Below are 20,083 nucleotides of genomic sequence, written 5' to 3' on the forward strand. Positions count from 1 at the left end.
TCGCCGATGCCCTCATCCTGGTTCGCCCTGCTACGCCGCCGTCGCCTGAGCCTGATGATCCTGGCGTGCCTGCTGGTATTGCTGCCGATCGGCTGCGCCAAGCTGGAGCAGACCGAACGCGAACTGGTGTTTCGCATCGAGCCTGGTAACGCCCGCTGGTTCAGCGGCCTGCCGACTGGCGTCGAGAGCGTGCAACTGCAATCGCCTGAGCTGACGGCCGATGAGAGTCTGCATGCCTGGTGGTGGCCGGCCGCACGCAAGGACGCCCCGGCGCTGCTCTACCTGCATGGCTCACGCTGGAACCTGACCGGCCAGCTGTTTCGCATCGAACAACTGCATGCCATGGGCTTCTCGGTACTGGCGGTGGACTACCGCGGCTTCGGCGAAAGCCGTGGCGCCCTGCCCTCCGAGCGCAGCGTCTATCAGGATGCCCTGATCGCCTGGCAGCATCTGGTGCGCCTGCAGCCAGAGGCAGACAAACGCTTCATTTACGGCCATTCACTGGGCGGCGCCGTGGCCGTCAACCTGGCGCACGAACTGGCGAGCGAAGATGAAACGCAAGCTGCCGGGCTGATCGTCGAATCCAGCTTCACCAACCTGGGGGATGTCGCTGCAGCGGTCACCAACACTTCGCTGCCGGTACGCTGGCTGTTGTCGCAGGAGTTCGACTCGCTGAGCAAGATTGGCGAAGTCGGCATCCCGGTGCTGATTGCCCACGGTCGCGACGACCGCTACGTGCCCTCACGCTTCAGCCAAGCGCTGTTCGACGCGGCCAGCGAGCCCAAGCAACTGCTGCTCATAGAGGGTGCCAACCACAACAACGGCCTGCGCATGGCCGGTAACCACTACCGGCAGGCCCTGCAGGCACTGGGGCTTGAAATCAACTGAAGCGCTGAACGACTTCAGGATCTGAATAACTGCAGGTAGAGCTGCTCCACCTTGTCCCGCGCCCAGGGCGTCTTGCGCAGAAAGGTCAGGCTCGACTTGATACTCGGCTCGTGCTTGAAACAGCGGACATCGACCTGACGGGCAAGGCCCTCCCAACCGATGCGCTCCACCAGGGCGGTGAGAATCGCCTGCAGGGTCAGGCCGTGGAGCGGGTCATTGCTGGTCATGAGAGCATCCGTCGAAAATGGTGCGGGTATATTAGGGCCAGAAACGCAAAAGGCGATGACTGCCGAGCAGTCATCGCCTCCGGTTCAAGCCGACAAGGTTACACCGACTTGTATTCGCTTTCGGCCTTGTCGAAGCGGCTCAGCATCGACTGGCTCGGGGCCTTACCAATACGGCTGAAGATGACGATGGCCAGGGTGGCGAGGATGAAACCCGGAATGATCTCGTACAGACCCAGACCGATCCAGTTCTTCCACACGATCACGGTAGTGGCACCGACCAGCATGCCGGCCAGGGCGCCATTACGGGTCATGCCTTTCCACACCAGGGAGAGGATCACCACCGGACCGAACGCGGCGCCGAAACCTGCCCAGGCGTAGGACACCAGGCCCAGCACACGGTTTTCCGGGTTCGCCGCCAGAGCGATGGCGATCAGCGCGACCAGCAGAACCATGGCGCGACCGACCCAGACCAGCTCGGTCTGCGAAGCGCCTTTACGCAGGAAGGCCTTGTAGAAGTCCTCAGTCAGGGCACTGGAGCACACCAGCAGCTGGCAGCTCAGGGTGCTCATCACGGCAGCCAGAATGGCCGACAGCAAGATACCGGCAATCCACGGGTTGAACAGCAGCTTGGCCAGCTCGATGAACACACGCTCCGGGTTCTCACCGACCGGGCCCGCCACTTCCGGGTGTACCGAGAAGTAGGCGATGCCGAAGAAGCCGACGGCAACGGCGCCGGCCAGGGTCAGGACCATCCAGGTCATGGAGATGCGACGGGCAGCCGGAATCGACTTGACCGAATCGGCAGCCATGAAGCGCGCCAGGATATGCGGCTGACCGAAATAGCCCAGGCCCCAGGCCATCAGCGAGATCACGCCCACGAAGGTCGCACCCTTGAGCATGTCGAAGTTGGTGGCGTCGACTGCCTCGATGGCGACCATGGCTGGATCGAAACCACCGGTAGCGATCATCACCACGACCGGCGTAATGATCAGTGCGAAGATCATCAGTGTCGCTTGCACGGTGTCGGTCCAGCTCACTGCCAGGAAGCCACCGATGAAGGTGTAGGCGATGGTCGCAGCGGCACCGGCCCACAGCGCGGTCTCGTAGGACATGCCAAAGGTGCTCTCGAACAGGCGAGCACCGGCCACCACGCCGGAAGCGCAATAGATGGTGAAGAACACGAGGATCACCAGTGCCGAGAAGATGCGCAGGATGCGGCTGTTGTCTTCGAAGCGATTGGTGAAGTAGTCAGGCAGGGTCAGGGCGTTGCCGTTGTGCTCGGTCTGCACACGCAGGCGGCCGGCGACGAACAGCCAGTTGAGGTAGGCGCCGATGAGCAGGCCAATGGCGATCCAGCTTTCGGAGATGCCGGCGACGAAGATCGCGCCTGGCAGGCCCATGAGCAGCCAGCCGCTCATGTCAGAGGCGCCGGCGGAGAGCGCGGTAACGAAGCTACCGAGGCTGCGGCCACCCAGGATGTAGTCGGAAAGGTTCTTGGTACGCAGATAGGCGATCAGGCCAATCAGTACCATGGCTGCGATGTACACCACGAAGGTGACGAGCATTGGAGTACTAGCTGTCATTTGGGGGGCTCCCCTCTCGTTTGTTGTTCTCGGGCACCGTGCCCTGATTGGCAAAGTGCACCCGTTTTTTTGCGGATGCGGGCTCCGGTCTCTCTTCCTCGTCACACCGATATCGAATGAACATGGCCAGAGCCAGCGCAGTGAAACCGCCACTGCATCGGCAAGTGCCTGAGCACTTTCCCTGACCTCCCTGGCTTGCGCCTGCGGCCACCGAATCGCGTTACCACCAGGTTTCGCCTGCAAGAACCTCTCTTACCGGTCTAGCCCAGCAACGCTGGTCTGACCAATCTATGCAGACAAAAACGGCCATAACGAAAGTGAAGCGCGGAATTTAGTGGCAGAAGCGAACGAGCTTCTTGCTGAAAGCTCTGGAGTTTTTGCAGAAATCTCCGACCTGGGGAACTTCCGGCAAACAGCAGCTTCGGCCTGCGACGATAACCTGATCGCTCGGTCAGCCGTCATTGGTCTGGCGAAAAGGCAGATGGATTCGCGCCTCTTGCGCGTAAACCCGCACGCCAGAGCGCTCCTGCTCAAGAAACTCGGCAACGGCAGCATGCAACCCCGGGTGGCAGAGATAATGCCACGAATGGGTAATGACCGGCTCGAACCCCCGGATCAACTTGTGCTCGCCCTGCGCGCCGGCATCGAAGCGCTGCAGGCCTTCGGCGATGGCCTGCTCCATGCCCTGATAGAAGCAGGTCTCGAAATGCAGCCGATCGAACTCGGCCAGACACCCCCAGTAGCGACCATAGAAGGTATCGCCATCGACCAGGCTGAACGCCATGGCCAGCGGACGCCCGTGCTGCGTGGCGAAGACCACGCGAATCATCTCGGGCATGCGCTCAGCCAGCAGACTGAAGAAGTCTCGCGTCAGATAAGGGGCCTGCCCACGTACATGGTAGGTGTTGGCATAGCAGGTGTAGACGAAATCCCAGTCGACCTCGCTCAACTCATGCCCCAGACGCCAGCCGAACTCGATGCCTTGCCCCGCCACCTGCTCGCGCTCCTTGCGCATCTGCTTGCGCTTACGCGAGCTGAGCGCATCGAGAAAGTCCTGGAAATCACGGTAACCGCGATTGTGCCAGTGAAACTGGCAACCCAGGCGTTGCAGCCAGCCCTGTCGCTGCGCCATCACGGCGTCACAGGCAGGGCTGGTGAAGTTGATGTGCAGGCTCGACAGCCCCTGCGCAGGTAACTCCGCCGTGAGCGTGTCGAGCAGTTGCCCGGCTGCCTGGGCATCACCCAGCAAGCGTGCCCCAGTGACCGGAGAGAACGGCACAGCGCCCAGCAGCTTGGGGTAGTAGCCGATGCCAGCCCGCCGACAGGCATCGGCCCAGCCGTGATCGAACACGTATTCGCCATAGGAGTGCTGTTTCAGATAAGCCGGCAACGCCGCCTGCACCTTGCCCTGTTCGTCGCTCCAGAGTCGGTGCGACGACAGCCAGCCACTGCGCCCGCCCACACTGCCGCTGTCCTCCAGCGCACTGAGAAAGGCATGACGCAGAAACGGCTGCGGCCGCTCCAGCAGCCCATCCCAGACGTCGGCGGGCAGCGCTTGAAGCGAGTCGATGATGGTAACGGGCATGAGCTCAACTCCAGAAGCCAGACTGCAATATATCTCTAACAATGCACCCGCAATATGAGAAGGCCAACTCTTATAACCTTAAGCTCTGTAAAGGAGTTCCCCATGCAAAAGTCCCTTCTCGCCCTCGGCGTCGCGCTCCTGCTCGGCACTGGTAACGCTCTCGCCCAGCAGTCGATCACCCACCCCTTTCACGCGAGCCAGGCAGAAGACGCACCGAACAACGTGCATATGGCCGTAGAAATCCCGGCAGGCAGCTTCACCAAATATGAGATCAACGAAGAAGGTCTGGTCTTCGTCGACCGTTTCCAATCCATGCCGGTGGTTTATCCGGCCAACTACGGCTCGCTGTCTCGCACGCTGGGTGGCGACAATGATCCCCTGGACGGCCTGGTACTGACTCGCGAGCCCCTGCACCCGGGCGTGCTGATCAAGTTTCGTCCGATCGGCTATCTGAAGATGATCGACGGTGGCGAAGCGGACGAGAAGATCATCGGCGTGCCCAGCAGCGATATCGATCCGAGCTACGACGATATCAAAGACATCGATGATCTACCTTTGATTGAGCGCCAGCGTATCGAGGCCTTCTTCCGCGTGTACAAGCAACTGCCGGAGGGGCGCAAGAAAGTCGAACTCAATGGCTATGGCAATGCCGCCGAAGCCCGCCAGATGATCCAGAAGGCCCTGGACAACTACAAGAAGAACAACTGAGTAATAGTGACAAGGCCCAGCCAGGTGCTGGGCCTTTTCAATTGCAGCCCTCAACTTTTTCCGGCCAGGGCCTTCTTGTAGCGGGTGGCATAGTTCAGCTTGCGGCCGGCTACCTTGTTCAGCTCCTTGCGATCCATCGACGAATAGCCGCCCAGCTCACGGGCCTTGAAGCCACTGTCACCGACTTCGTCTTCCGGCGCGAGCGCCACCATCTTCCTCGCCGCCGCTTCGACTGCGTCGCGGTAATCGCCACGGTCGCTAAGATCATAGCCATCCAGCGGCATCACCGAGCGCAACCAGTTGCCCCAGTAGAATTCCAGAAACTCGGGAGCCACTTCGCCAGAGCGCGGCTTGTCGTAGCCGACCTCACGGGTGAAGTACACCAGTGCCCGATAGGGGTCGTTGGCCAGGTGCTGCAAGCCGAGCTGGCTCGGTATCTGCTGCGCATCGATGACCTGGCCATTGCCGTCCTTCAACCAGACCTTGCGCGCCTGCGCCATGCGCTGCCAGAAACTGGCCATGTCCGCGCTGTCGCTGAAGTTGTCGGTCACCCGCACCCACATGTCGAGGTTTTCGCCCCCGTTGGGGTGCTCCAGCAACACGGTGAAGGTGTGATGTCCATCGGTCAGGAACAACTTGCCCTGCGGGCCAATGACCACGGTCTTCATGTCACTGCGACGGGCACCGATCTTGTCCTGGCATGTGAAGCTCTCGGGTTTGTGCAGGTCGGCGTCACTCGGCACCTTGGCACTCTCGCCCTGCCCGTTGGCTTCGCAGTACTCGTCGAACAGCTTGTTGCGCTCCTGCGCGAAGCGGCCGAGCTTGTAGTAGATCTGATCGTAACCGACCGCGGCCTGGGTCGGATGCAAGGCCTGCAGGGGCACCTGCAGCAGCTCGCCGGGCTGGGCTGCACTGTAATCCTGGGCCAGAACGGCCGAGCTCAGGCCCAGCGCAACCAGCAACAGAGTGATGTGACGCATCGAATGATCTCCAAAGAACTTGGCGATAAAAAAGCCCCGCCAATGGCGGGGCTCAATCAGGAGCAACGGATAAAGTCGTTGCTTAGAACACGTACTGCAGGCGACCTACGATGGCCTTGCCATCATCCTGCACGCTCTTGCCACCGACTTGGTTGGAGGTGTTGATGTTGTCTACCTGATAGTCGACGTAGTTCAAGCTGGTACGGACGGACGGGGTAACGAAGTAGTTCACGCCCACCACCATGGCCTTGGTCTTGAACTCGTCGTTGACGTCGTCAGCAACGATACCGGCCAGACCCAGGTTGCCCGGAATGGCACCTGCATCGGAGTCGATGGTGGCGCTTTCATAGCGAGCGAAGACTTCCCACGAGCCTTTCATGTTGTCCGGCTTGTCCCACTTGCCGTCAGCAGCCTTGTACTGGCGCACGCCGTTGAACATGTAGGAAACCTGAGCGTAGTAACCGCTGAGGTCGACGTCGGACTTGGCACCGGCCAGGGTTTCGCCGCTGATCTGGCGCTGGAAGTACTCGGCCTGAGCACGGAAGGCACCGAACTGAGCGCCGGACTCCAGCACCCATTCAACGTCCTTGTCAGCCACACGCACGTCGCCGAAGGTCAGGCGGAAATCGTTGTCGCTGCGGATACCCATGCGGGTACGAGCACGAGCACGGTTATCGTCGGACTCGCTGTTGTGATAGTTGGCGGCCAGGTGAATAACGTCGGTACCGTTGAGGTACGGCGCCCAGTGGGCACGCAGGGTGTAGCCGTAGAGTTCGTCGTTGTCTTCGTTCTTGTAGTTGTTGTCACCCCCATAGGTGGCAACCTGAGCCATCAGACCGTAGTTGTCGCCTGAATGCTTGAAGTTCACGCCGAACTGGGTGTCTTCATCACCGTTCAGGAAATCGTACATGAACGGGCGCTCGATGGCGGTGATCCAGGAAGAGCTGGTGGTGTTCTCCAGACCGTAGTCGCCACCAAAACGGCCAACGGTGAACTTACCGATATCCAGGCCGGTGTAGGCGATGTACGCGCGGTCGACTTTGGTGTCATCGCCTTCGTCGTAGCTCAGACGCAGACCCCAGTCCCAATCGCTGTAGGCGGTGCCTTCCAGGCCGAACTCACCGCGACGGATGAAGGTGTTGAAGGTATCGTCGAACGGTTTGTTCTGGTCGGCAGCCATCAGACCATCGAACTGCGTGGCATCCCACTGCAGCTTGCCGCTCAGCTTGAAGCTGAACGCCTTGTCGGTGGTAGCGACTTCCAGGCCGCCTTTGGTCTTGATCACGAGGTCGGCGCCGTCAGTGCTGACAGTACCGGCGAAAGCCTGGGCGGAGACGGCCAGAGCCAGGGCGCTGGCTGCGAAACCGGCGAAGTGCTTACGGATCATCGAGGATTCCCCTGTTGGACTTTAAGTGTTGAAAACACCCGAGCGATGGGCTCGTTTGTGTTGGGGGGAATCTTGGCGAGGGGTTATTTCAGCGCAGTTGCCGATATATAAAGATTTGATGACAGCGGAACTTTTTACTTCCGTTGCTTATAAGCGAGTCAGGAGGTGTGCAAACGTGGTCCCAGCAGGATGATCGCGGCGCCAGCCAGACACAGTGCTGCACCCAGCCAGTCGCTGAGCATTGGCCGGGTCTTTTCGATCAGCGCCAGCCACACCTGCGAAGCGACGATATACACGCCACCGTAGGCGGCATAGGCGCGACCGGCAAAGGATGCCTCGACGCGAGTCAGAATCAGGGCGAAGAGCGCGAGACTCAGCAATCCAGGCAACACCCACCAGGCGCTGCGATCGAGCCGCAGCCACATCCAGAAGGCATAGCAACCGGCGATCTCGAACAGGGCTGCCAGCAGAAACCACAGGTAGTTGATCATCGAGGCGACCTATCCGCGCAGAGCGCCTTCACGCTCCCAGGCGCAGCGCACACGCAGCGCGCCCTCCTGCGGGCTGTGAAAGCCGCTATCGGACTCCCAGCGGAAGGTGTGGATGCCGCCCAGTTCGGTTTCCAGGTGAACCACCGCACTGGCCCAGTACAGACGCTTGAGCAGCGCCTCAAAGGTTTCGATCCACAGGTTCCACTCATACTCCACCGCACAGTAGCTCGCGCCGAAGTGGATCACCTGAGTCTGATAGAGGCCTGCGCCGGGCAGATCGCAGAAAGAGAACATTTCCCGGCCAAGAAAGGGCCACAGATCACCCGAAGGTAGTTCGGCCAACACGCCGTGATTGGTTTCGCGGCGCAGACGGCGCTGCTCGGGATCATCCGAGGGCCAGTCGCGGATACAGCCATAGACGATGGATTCGGACTCCACACCGGCACTCCTGAAAAAGCAGAAAGCCTTCTAACACAGCACGCCTGGGCATGAAAGGAACTGCTGCCAATTGTTCAGCGAGACTGGCGGCGGTTTCGCCCCAACAACCAGGCCACCAGCGTCATCACCAGCGCCAGCGCCGTGAGCACCGCGAATGGCAAGCGGTAGCTGCCGGACAGATCGCGCGCCAGGCCGGTCAGAATGGGCGTCAGACAGCCCAGGCTGTAGCCGGTGAACAGCATCATCGCCGTCCAGCGGCTGACCGCCAGCGGCGAGCCGGCTTCGTAAAGCGGCAGTACCAGCGACAGGGCGAAGGATCCGCCCAGCGAGAAGCCCAGGATCACCGCCCACAACTCCGGCAGCCAACGCGGCATGAAGGTGACCATCGCCAGGCAGGCGCAGGTGATCGCCCCACACGCCAGCAACAGCGGATAACGCGCGTTGTAGCGCTGCGCCAACCAGGGCAGCAGGAACGAGCTGGGCAACCCCATGAGCATCGCCAGACTGAGCAGCGAATTGCTGCGCAGCATGCTCAGCCCGGCTTCGTGATAGCGCGCCACGGCCCAGGTCGCGATGGCATAGAACAACCCCGCCTGGATGGCGAAGAAGCAGCTGATCAGCCAGGCTCGCGGCTGCCGCCAGGGCAAGCCACCGCTTTCCTGCTCGTCGGCTGCGCCGGCCTGGTTGGGCAGCCACAGCCAGAGCATGACCCCGAGCAACGCGGGTACCGCCCATACGGCCAGGCCCAGGTGCCAGGCGTCGCCAAACAGCGCAGTGGCCGGCGCAGTCAGCACCGCGCCACCAGCACCGCCTATGGCCATGCCCAGCGAATACCAACCCACCACACGGCCCATCTGGCTGGCGAAATGACGCTTGATAAAACCGGACAACAGAGGCCCGGCGACCGCGATGGCCGCGCCCAGGGCGATGGCGCTGCCAATCAGCACCGTGCTCTGGTGTGCAGCCAGACGCGCCAGCAGCGCCAGGCCGATCAGCCCGAGGCAGAGCACGATGGTGCGTTCGAGCCCCCAACGCATGGCCAGACGCGGTGCCAGAGGCGCAAGCAGGCCCATGCACAGCACTGGCAAGGCGGTGGTGAGGCTGATGAAACTGCGGCTCAGCGAGAGCTCGGCAGCGATGCGTTCGATCAGTGGGGCGAGGGACGTGATGCCGGGGCGCAAATTGATCGCCGCCAGCACCAGGGCCACCAACAACAGGGCCCGAGGGACTGGTTTCACGAGGTATCCGAGGTCATTGCGGCAGGCAGGCCGGGCCGGCCACCCTACCCCTGCAGGCCACGCCAGGCAAGCCTGCAGGTAGAAATAACTGACCTTTCGGTCAGCCCGCGGACTTGACCTTTCCGCGCATCTTCTCGGCCATGCTGGCCATCTCGTCGTACAGCGCCTGCGGGTTCTTCTGCTTCAGTGCCCAGGCCATGCGGCCCATCTCGTGCGGCAGAATCAGGAAGCTGCCCCTGGCCACCTCGTCATGGATGTAGTTGGCAATGTCCGCAGCACTGATCGGCGAGCTTTCCAGCAACTTGCCAACCTGCGCCTTCATCGCCGGCGTCGGGCCACGGAAGGAGTCCAGCAGATTGGTCTGGAAGAACGACGGGCAAACCACGTGCACGCCGATATCCTGCTGACGCAGCTCCACCAGCAAGGTTTCCGACAGGGCCACCACGCCAGCCTTGGCGACGTTGTAGTTGCTCATGCCCGGGCCCTGCATCAGGGCCGCCATCGAGGCGATATTGACGATCTTGCCCTTGCTCTGCTCCAGCAGCGGCAGGAACGCCTTGCAGCCCTTGACCACGCCCATCAGGTTGATCGAGATCTGCCAGTCCCAGTCTTCCAGTGACAACTCGCTGAAGAAGCCGCCGGACGCAACTCCGGCGTTGTTGACGATGATATCGATGCCACCGAACTGCTCTTCGCAGGCCTGCGCCAGGGCCGTCAGCTGACTGTAGTCACGCACGTCGCAACGACGGGTGAAGCCGTCACCGCCAGCCTCCCGCACCAGCGTGAGGGTTTCCGCCAGGCCGGCCTCGTTGACATCGGCCAGCGCCAGGCGCCAGCCCTCGCGAGCCCAGCGCAGGGCAATTTCGCGTCCCAGGCCGGAGCCCGCGCCAGTGATCATCATGCGGTTTTGCATAGCAGCCCTGCCTTCAATGTTTGGTTGCAATGGCTGCCAGTGTAGCGAAGGAGATAAAGCCGCCGTGCCTTCATCAGGCTCATGAATGGCCAAGGCAAATCACCGCTGCGTGCGTTTGCACCGGACCATGAGCAGATAGGCGTAAACCGCGACGTTGATCAGCACCACGAAACCGCCCAGCCAGAGCTGTACCTGAGGTGTCAGCCCTGCCGGATAGATCACAGGAATCAGGTAGTGCTCGATGAAGCCGCCCTCATAACCGGCATCACCGGCCGCCTGCCGCAGCTGGTTCTCCCAGGGCGTCAGCGGACATAGCAGATGGAAGAACTCCACCGTCACGCCCCACGCCACTGCCGGCAGATGCAGCCAGAGCAAGCGCGGCCAGCGCAGCAGCAACAGACCGCCGAGCAACACGAAAAGAATGAATCCCAGGTGGATCACTACCAGAGCATCGGCAGCCAGACGCCAACCCATCGCGGCTCAGTCCACCACGAACAGGCGTGCACCGGACGCGGTCGAGGAACGGTGAGCCTCAGCACCATCCGCCACCTGATAACTCATACCGGGTTTGAGCACGAATACCCGGCCATCTTCCAGTTCGGTGTTCAGCTCCCCCTCAAGGCACAACAACACATGTCCTTTATGGCACCAGTGGTCGGCCAGGTATCCCGGGGAATACTCGACCATACGCACACGCAGCGAACCGAACTGGCAGGTGCGCCAGCGCGCCACTCCACGCTCCCCCGGATGCTCGGTCACAGGTAGCGACGCCCAGTCCGTCACACCAAAGGGTACATCGCTGATTTGCATAGACCGACTCCATTGCAATAGAGCGCCACCTTGGCGCAGCGCCAAAAAGCGCATAGATAGAAAAATACTTCAAAGAAAAATAAATCGATTTAAAAGCGCTATGAAAACCATGCAAAGGCCACATTTCCCGGCTCAAACGAACAGGACTAGCCTGTCACACAAGACGAAATGATTCTCAACGAGGCGCATCATGCTCAAGACCCTGACCTTCACCCTCATGCACTTCTGCATCGCCTTCGGCGTCACTTACGCCCTGACCGGCAGCGTCGCCGCCAGCGGCATGGTGGCGGCCATCGAGCCCCTGTGCAACTCGGTGGGTTTCTACTTCCACGAGAAAATCTGGCAGCGTTTCGAGCGCCGAGGTCAGGCGACCGCAGAGCGTCCCAAGCATGCCTGGCTGCACCACCACGCGTAACTGAAGCAGCCTACAACCAGCCAGGCTTGCATGGCATGCATCACAACTGCGCATGTTTCCCCGAGATCAGGCAGGATAGTCTGGCACTTTGCCCCGCTTGCTGCTGTCATAAGCCAGCTGTTCAATCCAGACGTTCTCTTATTCAAAGGGACTTAACTACATGCCCAGCCTTGCCCGACTCGCCGCCTTGCTCGGCGGCCTGGTCTTCTGTGCCTCCGCAACGGCGGCCGACGTGGACGCCGAAAGCTATGGCTATCCACTGGCCAATCCGTTCGAGGCGACCATCACCACCACGCCGCCTGAGCTGCGCCCCGAGTTGCCGGCCGATGACGACATCCGGCAAAGCGACTACTCGGTGCGTCTGCGCCCGGATCGCGAGTTCGAGCTGCTGGACAACTTCTGGCCAGTGACCAAACTGCATTACCGTCTGGCCCGACAAAAGGGTCGCGCACCGCTGATCTTCATCATTTCCGGCACCGGCGCGAACTACGCCAGCGGCACCACCGAGTACCTGAAGAAGCTGTTCTACGGCGCGGGTTTTCACGTCGTGCAACTGTCATCGCCGACCAGCTACGACTTCATGGCCGCCGCCTCGCGCTCGGCCACGCCAGGCTACAGCCCGGATGATGCCGACGACCTGTACCGCGTGATGCAGGCCGTGCGCGCCCAGCACCCTAAGCTGGAAGTCAGCGAGTACCTGCTCACCGGCTACAGCCTCGGCGCGCTGCATGCCGCCTTCGTCAGCCAGCTGGACGAAACCCGCCGCGCCTTCGATTTCAAGCGAGTGCTGCTGCTAAACCCGCCGGTCAACCTCTACACCTCGGTCAGCAATCTGGACAAACTGGTGCAGACCAAGGTGCAAGGCATCAACAACAGCACCAACTTCTATGACCTGGTGCTCGGCAAGCTGACCCGCTACTTCAACGACAAGGGCTACCTCGACATCAACGAGGCCATGCTCTACGACTTCCAGCAGTCCAAGGAGAAGCTCTCCAACGAGCAGATGGCGATGCTCATCGGCACCTCGTTTCGCTTCTCGTCTGCCGACATCGTGTTCACCTCGGACCTGCTCAACCGCCGTGGCCTGATCACCCCGCGTGACTACCGCATCACCGAGAGCACCAGCCTCACGCCGTTCTTCCAGATGGCTCTGCGCTGCGACTTCGACTGCTACATCGCCGAACAGCTGATGCCCATGTGGCGGGCACGCTACGACGGCGGCAGCCTCAACCAGCTGATCGACGAGAGCAGCCTCTACGCGCTGGAGGATTACCTCAAAGGCAGCGACAAGATCGCCGTGATGCACAATGCCGACGACCTGATTCTCGGCCCGGGCGACATCGGCTTCCTGCGCCGCACCTTTGGCGACCGCCTGACTCTTTACCCGCGTGGCGGGCACTGCGGCAACCTCAACTATCGCGTCAACAGCGACGCCATGCTGGAGTTCTTCCGTGGTTAAGCACAGCACCTTTCTGATTGCCCTGCTGCTGGCCAGCGAGCAGGCCCTGGCCGAGCGCCATGTCGACGCCGACGGTTTCACCAACCCGCTGCAGTATCTGCAGTTCAACCCAGGGCTGGATCAGCAGGAGTTCGAGCGCGCCTCCAGCGACGCCCTGCAGGTCTATGACCCGCTGGAGTCGTTGAACCGCCGCGTCTATCACTTCAACTACCGTTTCGATCAGTGGGTGTTCCTGCCCGTGGTCGACGGCTACCGCTATGTCACGCCGAATCTGGTGCAGACCGGCGTGCACAACTTCTTCAACAACCTCGGCGAGATCCCCACGCTGGCCAACAGCGTGCTGCAGCTCAAGGGCAAGCGGGCGATGAACAGCACCGCCCGGCTGCTGTTCAACACCATTCTCGGGGTAGGCGGTATCTGGGATCCGGCGACGAAGATGGGCCTGCCGCGCCTGAGCGAGGACTTCGGCCAGACCCTGGGTTACTACGGCGTACCGGCCGGTCCTTACCTGATGCTGCCGCTGCTCGGCCCGTCGAACCTGCGCGACACCGGCGGCCTGGTGGCGGACTACAGCCTGGAAAACGCGGTCAACTACCTCGACGTGGCCGACGCCAGCCGCAGCAATCCCGGCATCACCGCGCTGCGCATCGTCGACACCCGCGCCAATACCGGCTTCCGCTATGGCCAGCTGAACTCGCCATTCGAGTACGAGAAGCTGCGTTTCTTCTATCACGAGTCGCGCAAGCTGAAGATCGCCGACTGATCTTCCGGGCCATGCATCGAATTAATCGATGCATGGCCCGGAAATTTTCCACCCAAACATCGATTCAATCCGCATAGCATGGCGGCATTCCTAACGTTCAAGGAGCCCGCCATGACCTCGCCACGCCGCGTCATCAGCATCCAGCCTGGCCAACCTGCATCCGACGGCGCCGGCGTGCGCCTCAACCGCGTGATCGGCGGGCCCGGTCTGGAACGCTTCGATCCGTTTCTGATGCTCGACGAGTTTTCCACCGACAATCCTGACGACTACATCGCCGGCTTCCCGCCGCACCCGCATCGCGGCTTCGAGACCATCACCTACATGCTCGAAGGTCGCATGCGTCACGAGGACCACCTGGGCAACGTCGGCCTGCTCGGCAGCGGTGGCGTGCAGTGGATGACCGCCGCGCGCGGCATCATCCACAGCGAGATGCCCGAGCAGGAGTCCGGTGCCATGCGCGGCTTCCAGCTCTGGCTCAACCTGCCGGCCAAGGACAAACTGGGCGACGCCGGTTATCGCGACATTCCGGCCAGCGAGATCCCGCGCGTCAGCACGGTGTCAGGCGTCGAGGCAGTGGTGATCGCGGGCGAATTCCATGACGGCGAGATTCGTCAGGCCGGCGCCGTGCAGCGCCCGCACACCCAACCGCAACTGTTCGACCTGCACCTGCCAGCCGGCAGTCAGGTTTCGCCACGCCTGGCCGATGGCCAGCGGATCATGCTCTACGTCTACCAAGGTTTGCTGGAGCTGCCCGAGGCGAGCGCCCAACCGGTCAGTGCCGGACGCCTGGTAAGGCTGTCGGATGAGGGCACGCTGCACCTGGCCAGCGCCCATGGCGCGCGGGTGCTGCTGATCGCCGGCACACCACTGAACGAACCCATCGTGCAATACGGGCCGTTCGTGATGAACAGCCGCGAGGAAATCGAACAGGCGCTGCGTGACTTCCGTGATGGCGTGCTGGCCTGAAACGCTAGAGCGACACATATCTCAGGATGCGCCGTGCGGCTGACGCGCGCGGCGCTCCCTGGCGCAGATCAGATGATGCGCCTCAAGCAGACTGCGCCACTTCGGCCAACCCGAGAAAACGACTGAGCTCGGCCTTGCGCGTCATCGCATCCTGATAGCCCAGTTCGATCAGTTCACTGCAGTAACCGGGCTCGAACAGCAGGTAGCTGAGCACACCCGCGCCACCGGTCTTGGTCGCACCCGGGCCACGCAGGAACAGGCGCAGCGCCTTGGGCAGCTCACGCTGGTGGCGTGCGGCGATCTGATCCAGCGGCTGGCTCGGAGCGATCACCAGCACATCCACCGGATTCAAACCCAGACCGCGCGGACGCCGCTCAGGCGGCACCAGCGCGCTCATCTGGTTGAGCCGTTCGAGCAACTCGATATCGGTTTCCAGGCTGTCGATGAAGGTGCTGTTGAGCATGTGTCCACCGATCTGCGCCAGACTCGGCGGCCGATTGGCCGTAACCACCGGCACAGAGGGGTTGCTACTCGTGTTGCCACTGACCCCGATCACCAACACGCGACTGGCCCCCAGGTGCAACGCCGGGCTGATCGGCGCTGCCTGGCGCACCGCACCGTCACCGAAATATTCGCGATTGATCTTCACCGGCGGAAAGATCAGCGGAATCGATGCACTGGCCAGCAGGTGCTCGAGCTGCAGACGCGTCGGCACCCCAACCCGGCGATGGCGAAACCAGGGATCGATGGTGGCGCGCCCCTGATAGAAGGTCATCGCCTGGCCGCTTTCGTAGCCGAAGGCCGTTACCGCCACGGCGCGAAGCTGACGAGAACGCACCGCCGCCGCGATACCGGAGAAGTCCAGCTCGCGCTCCAGCAACTCGCGCAGCGGCGAGCTGTCGAGCAAGGCCACCGGAGCATCGCGCCCCAGACCCAGCAGGCTGTGGCCAACGAAGTGCGCCGCCTGGCGCAGCACCCCGGGCCAGTCGCTGCGGTACACCATGTGAGTATGAAAGCCCTGCCAGACGGAGGTCAGGCGACGCACTGCCTCGCCGAACTGCATCGCGCCACAGGCCAGGCTGACGGCGTTGATCGCCCCGGCCGAGGTGCCGACTATCACCGGAAAGGGATTGTGCGAGGCATCGGGCAGCAGGTCGGCGATGGCCGACAGTACGCCCACCTGATAGGCAGCCCGCGCCCCGCCCCCAGAGAGGATCAAACCGGTAACGGGAGCATCGGGACGTGCAATCACTGTCATCGGCTGATCCTGTTTTTCGTTGCAGTATAGATGGGCTACTTGTCCTTTCCGTAGAGCTTCGCTTCGCCCTCGGGGCGGGTCTTGAAGCGACGATGGGCCCACAGGTACTGCTCGGGGCAGGTGCTGACCACCTGCTCGATCCACTGATTGATGCGCAGGCAGTCGGCTTCTTCGCTCTCGCCCGGAAAGTCGTCCAGCGGTGGGTGGATCATCAGGCGATAACCGCTGCCATCGGCCAGACGCTGCTGAGTGAAAGGCACCACGCGCGCCTTGCCCAGGCGCGCGAACTTGGTGGTGGCGGTAACCGTCGCCGCCTGGATGCCGAACAACGGCACGAAGATGCTCTGTTTGCGGCCGTAGTCCTGATCCGGCGCGTACCAGATCGCCCGACCGGCACGCAGCACCTTGAGCATCGCGCGGATGTCCTCACGCTCGATGGCAGTCGCATCGAGGTTGTGGCGCTCGCGACCACGGCGCTGAACGTAGTCGAACAGCGGGTTGTCGTGCTCGCGGTACATGCCATCGATGGTGTGCAACTGACCGAGCAGCGCGGCGCCGATCTCCAGAGTGGTGAAGTGCACGGCCATGAGAATCACGCCCTGCCCCTCGGCCTGCGCCTGCTGCAGATGTTCGAGGCCTTCGACATGCGCCAGGCGCGCCAGGCGTGCCTTGGGCCACCACCAGCTCATGGCCATCTCGAAAAAAGCGATACCGGTGGAGGCAAAGTTCTCCTTGAGCAGACGCTCGCGCTCGGCAACGCTCTTGCCGGGGAAGCACAGTTGCAGGTTGCGCGCAGCGATCTGCCGGCGCGAGCTCGCCGTGAAGTACATCAGCCAGCCCAGCGCTCGCCCCAGCTTCAGTTGCACGCCATAAGGCAACTGCACCACCAGCCACAGCAGCCCAAGGCCCAGCCACAACGGCCAGAAACGCGGATGAAGAAAACAGGCGCGAAAGCGGGGGCGATCCATGAGGCGTATCCGATCACTTACAAAGCCGCGCATTCTAACGCAGTTTTCCCGCCCGGCTCGGTGGCATCGCTGCCGCCACCGCAGGTGACCGCATGGAATCGACAGCCCGCGTGCACAGCTGACGGCGCGGCGCTCCTGCATGGCTGACGCACGCAGCTTGCGGCAGGCGGGCGATGCCGTTATAAGTCCGGGCATCTTTCGACTCGCCAGAAGGCCCATCGCACCACCATGAGCCAAGCCGACCTCCTCGCCCAAGACCCCGTATTCCAGCTCAAGGGCAGCATGCTCGCCATCACAGTGATGGAACTGGCGCACAACGACCTCGAACGCCTCGACGCGCAGCTGACGGAAAAAGTCGCCCAGGCCCCGGCCTTCTTCAGTAACACGCCGCTGGTGCTGGCCTTGGACAAGCTGCCAGAAGGCGAAGGCGAGCTGGACCTGGCCGAGCTGATGGCCGTCTGTCGCCGTCATGGCCTGCGAACCCTGGCCATTCGCGCCTCGCGGGAAAGCGACGTTGCCGCCGCCGAAGCCATGGACCTGCCAGTGCTGCCGCCCTCTGGTGCACGTGAGCGGCCGCTCGACCCAGCCCCGAAGAAGGTGGAAGAAAAACCACCGGAGCCCGAACACAAGCCCAGCCGCATCATCACCAGCCCGGTGCGCGGCGGCCAGCAGGTCTATGCTCAGGGTGGCGACCTGATCGTACTGGCGCCGGTCAGCGCCGGGGCGGAACTTCTCGCCGATGGCAACATCCATGTTTACGCGCCCATGCGCGGCCGCGCCCTGGCAGGTATCAAGGGCAACACCCAGGCACGAATTTTCTGTCAGCAAATGGGCGCCGAAATGCTGTCGATCGCCGGCCACTATAAGGTCGCCGAAGACCTGCGACGCGACCCGCTGTGGGGCGATGCGATACAGGTCAGCCTGTCGGGTGACGTGTTGAACATCACCCGCCTTTAACGGATACTTCCGCCACTTTTTACGGACACAAAAAGGGCATCTGGAAGCCTCGAATGGCCTCAGATTCCCGCGTTATTTTCATTTTTTGGGGTGAATCACCTTGGCCAAGATCCTCGTAGTCACTTCCGGCAAAGGTGGCGTCGGTAAAACCACCACCAGCGCCGCCATCGGTACCGGCCTCGCTCTGCGCGGGCACAAGACCGTCATCGTCGACTTCGACGTCGGCCTGCGTAACCTCGACCTGATCATGGGCTGCGAGCGCCGCGTGGTGTACGACTTCGTCAACGTCGTCAACGGCGAAGCCACCCTGACTCAAGCCCTGATCAAGGACAAGCGCCTCGAGAACCTCTATGTGCTAGCCGCCAGCCAGACCCGTGACAAGGACGCGCTGACCCTGGAGGGCGTAGAAAAGGTCATCGCCGAGCTGTCGCAGAATTTCGAGTACGTGGTCTGCGATTCGCCGGCAGGTATCGAGAAAGGTGCGCACCTGGCGATGTACTTCGCCGACGAAGCCATCGTCGTGACCAACCCGGAAGTCTCCTCGGTACGTGACTCCGACCGTATGCTGGGCCTGCTGGCGAGCAAATCGCGCCGCGCCGAGAAAGGCGAGGAAGCGATCAAGGAGCACCTGCTGCTCACCCGCTACAACCCCGAGCGCGTTACCAAGGGCGAAATGCTCGGCGTCGAAGACGTCGAGGAAATCCTCGCCATCCGCCTGCTCGGCGTGATCCCCGAATCCCAGGCCGTGCTCAAGGCATCCAACCAGGGTATCCCGGTCATCCTCGATGACCAGAGCGATGCGGGCCAGGCCTACAGCGACGCAGTCGATCGCCTGCTCGGCAAGGAAGTGGCGCACCGCTTTCTGGATGTGAAGAAGCAGGGCTTCCTGCAGCGCCTATTTGGAGGTCGCGAATGAATATTTTCGACTTCTTGCGTTCGCGCAAGAAGGAAACCACGGCCTCCATCGCCAAAGAGCGCCTGCAGATCATCGTTGCCCACGAACGTGGCCAGCGTACCCAGCCCGACTACCTGCCCGCTCTGCAGCAGGAGCTGGTTGAGGTGATCCGCAAGTACGTCAACATCGATTCGGATCAGGTTCAGGTCGCCCTGGAAAACCAGGGTAGCTGCTCGATTCTGGAATTGAATATCACCCTGCCGGATCGTTGATCGAGACTGGCGGTGCTCACGGCGGCTTCGGCCGCCGTATTCGTTTGTAGCAACACGCATCTGTAGGAGCGGATTCATCCGCGAAGCTTCTACAGGCCAAAGCATCGCGAATGAATTCGCTCCTACACCAGCCCACACACCATGCCGCTAAGCCAGATCGAAATTCTCCACCAGGACGCCGCCCTGCTGGTGATCAACAAACCTACCCTGCTGCTGTCGGTGCCCGGCCGCGCCGATGACAACAAGGATTGCCTGGTCACCCGCCTGCAGGAAAATGGCTACCCCGAGGCGCGCATCGTGCACCGGCTGGACTGGGAAACCTCCGGCATCATCGTCCTGGCGCGCGACGCCGACAGCCACCGCGAGCTGTCGCGGCAGTTCCACGACCGCGAGACCGAGAAGGCCTATACCGCCCTGTGCTGGGGCCAGCCGCAGGCCGACAGTGGCAGCATCGACCTGCCGCTACGCTACGACCCGCCTACCAAGCCGCGCCATGTCGTCGACCACGAACTGGGCAAGCACGCCCTGACCCACTGGCGCATCGTCGAGCGTTGCGGCGACTGGTGCCGGGTCGAGCTCACGCCCATCACCGGCCGCTCGCACCAGCTGCGCGTGCACATGCTGTCCATCGGTCACCCGCTGCTGGGCGACCGCCTCTACGCCCACGAACAGGCCCTGGCCGCCCATGAGCGTCTGTGCCTGCACGCCAGCATGCTCGCCCTCACCCACCCGCAGACCGGCGAGCGCATGCGTTTCGAGTGCCCGGCGCCGTTCTGATAACTCCCGGCACTCACTTCCCGTAGGGTGCGCCGTGCGCACCGACGGTTACAGCAGCGCAGCCCTTCAATCCTCGACCATGGATAGAGGGCGGTGCGCACAGCC

23 protein-coding genes are annotated in these 20,083 nt (G+C 62.2%); 10 read left to right on the plus strand and 13 right to left on the minus strand.

All coding sequences use genetic code 11. The features are described 5' to 3' along the window. Positions 1–6 precede the first annotated feature (6 nt). On the plus strand, positions 7–888 hold the full coding sequence (locus PCLY_RS20695) for an alpha/beta hydrolase (protein WP_061241821.1): 882 nt from the start codon (positions 7–9) through the stop codon (positions 886–888). A gap of 14 nt (positions 889–902) precedes the next feature. Here PCLY_RS20695 and PCLY_RS20700 read toward each other — a convergent pair whose 3' ends face one another. The 3 genes from PCLY_RS20700 to PCLY_RS20710 all read right to left on the minus strand — a co-directional run bounded on the left by PCLY_RS20700 (position 903) and on the right by PCLY_RS20710 (position 4,283). Then, complete coding sequence (locus PCLY_RS20700) at positions 903–1,115, minus strand: VF530 family protein (protein ID WP_061241823.1); 213 nt, start codon at positions 1,113–1,115, stop codon at positions 903–905. A 98-nt stretch (positions 1,116–1,213) separates the two neighbouring features. Then, positions 1,214–2,698: a sodium/proline symporter PutP gene (gene putP, locus PCLY_RS20705; protein WP_156458631.1), complete on the minus strand. Its 1,485-nt coding sequence runs from the start codon at positions 2,696–2,698 to the stop codon at positions 1,214–1,216. A 451-nt stretch (positions 2,699–3,149) separates the two neighbouring features. Then, a complete protein-coding gene (locus tag PCLY_RS20710) occupies positions 3,150–4,283 on the minus strand; it encodes a GNAT family N-acetyltransferase (RefSeq protein WP_061241827.1) in 1,134 nt (377 codons plus the stop codon). A 102-nt stretch (positions 4,284–4,385) separates the two neighbouring features. Between PCLY_RS20710 and PCLY_RS20715 the strand changes: the two genes are divergently transcribed. Then, entirely contained in the window at positions 4,386–4,991 is a 606-nt protein-coding gene (locus PCLY_RS20715) for an inorganic diphosphatase (protein WP_061241829.1), read from the plus strand. Between the two features lie 50 nt (positions 4,992–5,041). Here PCLY_RS20715 and PCLY_RS20720 read toward each other — a convergent pair whose 3' ends face one another. From PCLY_RS20720 to PCLY_RS20755, 8 genes are all read right to left on the minus strand, one after another. Continuing rightward, complete coding sequence (locus tag PCLY_RS20720; RefSeq protein WP_061241831.1) at positions 5,042–5,971, minus strand: ParB/Srx family N-terminal domain-containing protein; 930 nt, start codon at positions 5,969–5,971, stop codon at positions 5,042–5,044. A gap of 82 nt (positions 5,972–6,053) precedes the next feature. Then, a complete protein-coding gene (locus PCLY_RS20725) occupies positions 6,054–7,358 on the minus strand; it encodes an OprO/OprP family phosphate-selective porin (RefSeq protein WP_061241833.1) in 1,305 nt (434 codons plus the stop codon). 158 nt (positions 7,359–7,516) lie between these two features. Beyond that, positions 7,517–7,849, minus strand: coding sequence for a YnfA family protein (locus PCLY_RS20730; RefSeq protein ID WP_061241834.1), 333 nt, complete (start codon positions 7,847–7,849; stop codon positions 7,517–7,519). Between the two features lie 9 nt (positions 7,850–7,858). Beyond that, positions 7,859–8,287, minus strand: a complete 429-nt coding sequence (locus PCLY_RS20735; RefSeq protein ID WP_061241836.1) for a hypothetical protein — start codon at positions 8,285–8,287, stop codon at positions 7,859–7,861. 74 nt (positions 8,288–8,361) lie between these two features. Next, positions 8,362–9,525, minus strand: a complete 1,164-nt coding sequence (locus tag PCLY_RS20740) for an MFS transporter (protein ID WP_061241838.1) — start codon at positions 9,523–9,525, stop codon at positions 8,362–8,364. Positions 9,526–9,625: 100 nt separating this feature from the next. After that, complete coding sequence (locus PCLY_RS20745) at positions 9,626–10,438, minus strand: SDR family oxidoreductase (protein WP_061241840.1); 813 nt, start codon at positions 10,436–10,438, stop codon at positions 9,626–9,628. A gap of 99 nt (positions 10,439–10,537) precedes the next feature. Continuing rightward, the gene (locus PCLY_RS20750) at positions 10,538–10,912 is read right to left on the minus strand and encodes a DUF2784 domain-containing protein (protein ID WP_061241842.1); all 375 of its coding nucleotides are present in this window, start codon (positions 10,910–10,912) and stop codon (positions 10,538–10,540) included. Positions 10,913–10,918: 6 nt separating this feature from the next. After that, complete coding sequence (locus PCLY_RS20755; RefSeq protein WP_061241844.1) at positions 10,919–11,248, minus strand: DHCW motif cupin fold protein; 330 nt, start codon at positions 11,246–11,248, stop codon at positions 10,919–10,921. Between the two features lie 190 nt (positions 11,249–11,438). On the opposite strand from PCLY_RS20755, the gene PCLY_RS20760 reads away from it, so the two are divergent. From PCLY_RS20760 to PCLY_RS20775, 4 genes are all read left to right on the plus strand, one after another. Then, on the plus strand, positions 11,439–11,663 hold the full coding sequence (locus tag PCLY_RS20760) for a DUF2061 domain-containing protein (protein ID WP_061241846.1): 225 nt from the start codon (positions 11,439–11,441) through the stop codon (positions 11,661–11,663). Positions 11,664–11,823: 160 nt separating this feature from the next. Then, on the plus strand, positions 11,824–13,122 hold the full coding sequence (locus PCLY_RS20765; protein ID WP_061241848.1) for a serine/threonine protein kinase: 1,299 nt from the start codon (positions 11,824–11,826) through the stop codon (positions 13,120–13,122). After that, positions 13,115–13,885 carry an MlaA family lipoprotein gene (locus tag PCLY_RS20770; RefSeq protein WP_061241850.1) on the plus strand — a complete coding sequence of 257 codons (771 nt, stop codon included), beginning with the start codon at positions 13,115–13,117 and terminating at the stop codon, positions 13,883–13,885. The genes PCLY_RS20765 and PCLY_RS20770 overlap by 8 nt, the downstream gene beginning before the upstream one ends. 111 nt (positions 13,886–13,996) lie before the next feature. Further along, on the plus strand, positions 13,997–14,851 hold the full coding sequence (locus PCLY_RS20775) for a pirin family protein (protein ID WP_061241852.1): 855 nt from the start codon (positions 13,997–13,999) through the stop codon (positions 14,849–14,851). Between the two features lie 82 nt (positions 14,852–14,933). Here the strand turns inward: PCLY_RS20775 and PCLY_RS20780 are convergent, their stop codons facing one another. After that, complete coding sequence (locus PCLY_RS20780; RefSeq protein ID WP_061241854.1) at positions 14,934–16,109, minus strand: patatin-like phospholipase family protein; 1,176 nt, start codon at positions 16,107–16,109, stop codon at positions 14,934–14,936. Between the two features lie 35 nt (positions 16,110–16,144). After that, positions 16,145–17,077: a lipid A biosynthesis lauroyl acyltransferase gene (locus tag PCLY_RS20785; protein ID WP_061241856.1), complete on the minus strand. Its 933-nt coding sequence runs from the start codon at positions 17,075–17,077 to the stop codon at positions 16,145–16,147. A gap of 228 nt (positions 17,078–17,305) precedes the next feature. On the opposite strand from PCLY_RS20785, the gene minC reads away from it, so the two are divergent. The 4 genes from minC (at position 17,306) to PCLY_RS20805 (ending at position 19,978) form a co-directional block, all read left to right on the plus strand. Continuing rightward, the gene (gene minC, locus PCLY_RS20790; protein WP_061241858.1) at positions 17,306–18,034 is read left to right on the plus strand and encodes a septum site-determining protein MinC; all 729 of its coding nucleotides are present in this window, start codon (positions 17,306–17,308) and stop codon (positions 18,032–18,034) included. Positions 18,035–18,134: 100 nt separating this feature from the next. After that, entirely contained in the window at positions 18,135–18,950 is an 816-nt protein-coding gene (gene minD / locus PCLY_RS20795; protein WP_061241860.1) for a septum site-determining protein MinD, read from the plus strand. Continuing rightward, the gene (minE, locus tag PCLY_RS20800; RefSeq protein ID WP_004423407.1) at positions 18,947–19,201 is read left to right on the plus strand and encodes a cell division topological specificity factor MinE; all 255 of its coding nucleotides are present in this window, start codon (positions 18,947–18,949) and stop codon (positions 19,199–19,201) included. The genes minD and minE overlap by 4 nt, the downstream gene beginning before the upstream one ends. 141 nt (positions 19,202–19,342) lie before the next feature. Further along, positions 19,343–19,978 carry an RluA family pseudouridine synthase gene (locus PCLY_RS20805; protein ID WP_061241862.1) on the plus strand — a complete coding sequence of 212 codons (636 nt, stop codon included), beginning with the start codon at positions 19,343–19,345 and terminating at the stop codon, positions 19,976–19,978. The last annotated feature ends 105 nt before the right edge of the window (positions 19,979–20,083 follow it).

Origin of the sequence: Ectopseudomonas composti (assembly GCF_001567565.1) — a bacterium.
Taxonomy (GTDB): domain Bacteria; phylum Pseudomonadota; class Gammaproteobacteria; order Pseudomonadales; family Pseudomonadaceae; genus Aquipseudomonas; species Aquipseudomonas composti_A.

Bases quoted from the DNA above. Each gene is read 5' to 3' on its own strand.
- PCLY_RS20695 (WP_061241821.1), top strand. From the start codon at position 7: ATGCCCTCATCCTGGTTCGCCCTGCTACGCCGCCGTCGCCTGAGCCTG.
- PCLY_RS20700 (WP_061241823.1), bottom strand. From the start codon at position 1,115: ATGACCAGCAATGACCCGCTCCACGGCCTGACCCTGCAGGCGATTCTC.
- putP (WP_156458631.1), bottom strand. From the start codon at position 2,698: ATGACAGCTAGTACTCCAATGCTCGTCACCTTCGTGGTGTACATCGCA.
- PCLY_RS20710 (WP_061241827.1), bottom strand. From the start codon at position 4,283: ATGCCCGTTACCATCATCGACTCGCTTCAAGCGCTGCCCGCCGACGTC.
- PCLY_RS20715 (WP_061241829.1), top strand. From the start codon at position 4,386: ATGCAAAAGTCCCTTCTCGCCCTCGGCGTCGCGCTCCTGCTCGGCACT.
- PCLY_RS20720 (WP_061241831.1), bottom strand. From the start codon at position 5,971: ATGCGTCACATCACTCTGTTGCTGGTTGCGCTGGGCCTGAGCTCGGCC.
- PCLY_RS20725 (WP_061241833.1), bottom strand. From the start codon at position 7,358: ATGATCCGTAAGCACTTCGCCGGTTTCGCAGCCAGCGCCCTGGCTCTG.
- PCLY_RS20730 (WP_061241834.1), bottom strand. From the start codon at position 7,849: ATGATCAACTACCTGTGGTTTCTGCTGGCAGCCCTGTTCGAGATCGCC.
- PCLY_RS20745 (WP_061241840.1), bottom strand. From the start codon at position 10,438: ATGCAAAACCGCATGATGATCACTGGCGCGGGCTCCGGCCTGGGACGC.
- PCLY_RS20750 (WP_061241842.1), bottom strand. From the start codon at position 10,912: ATGGGTTGGCGTCTGGCTGCCGATGCTCTGGTAGTGATCCACCTGGGA.
- PCLY_RS20755 (WP_061241844.1), bottom strand. From the start codon at position 11,248: ATGCAAATCAGCGATGTACCCTTTGGTGTGACGGACTGGGCGTCGCTA.
- PCLY_RS20760 (WP_061241846.1), top strand. From the start codon at position 11,439: ATGCTCAAGACCCTGACCTTCACCCTCATGCACTTCTGCATCGCCTTC.
- PCLY_RS20765 (WP_061241848.1), top strand. From the start codon at position 11,824: ATGCCCAGCCTTGCCCGACTCGCCGCCTTGCTCGGCGGCCTGGTCTTC.
- PCLY_RS20775 (WP_061241852.1), top strand. From the start codon at position 13,997: ATGACCTCGCCACGCCGCGTCATCAGCATCCAGCCTGGCCAACCTGCA.
- PCLY_RS20780 (WP_061241854.1), bottom strand. From the start codon at position 16,109: ATGACAGTGATTGCACGTCCCGATGCTCCCGTTACCGGTTTGATCCTC.
- PCLY_RS20785 (WP_061241856.1), bottom strand. From the start codon at position 17,077: ATGGATCGCCCCCGCTTTCGCGCCTGTTTTCTTCATCCGCGTTTCTGG.
- minC (WP_061241858.1), top strand. From the start codon at position 17,306: ATGAGCCAAGCCGACCTCCTCGCCCAAGACCCCGTATTCCAGCTCAAG.
- minE (WP_004423407.1), top strand. From the start codon at position 18,947: ATGAATATTTTCGACTTCTTGCGTTCGCGCAAGAAGGAAACCACGGCC.
- PCLY_RS20805 (WP_061241862.1), top strand. From the start codon at position 19,343: ATGCCGCTAAGCCAGATCGAAATTCTCCACCAGGACGCCGCCCTGCTG.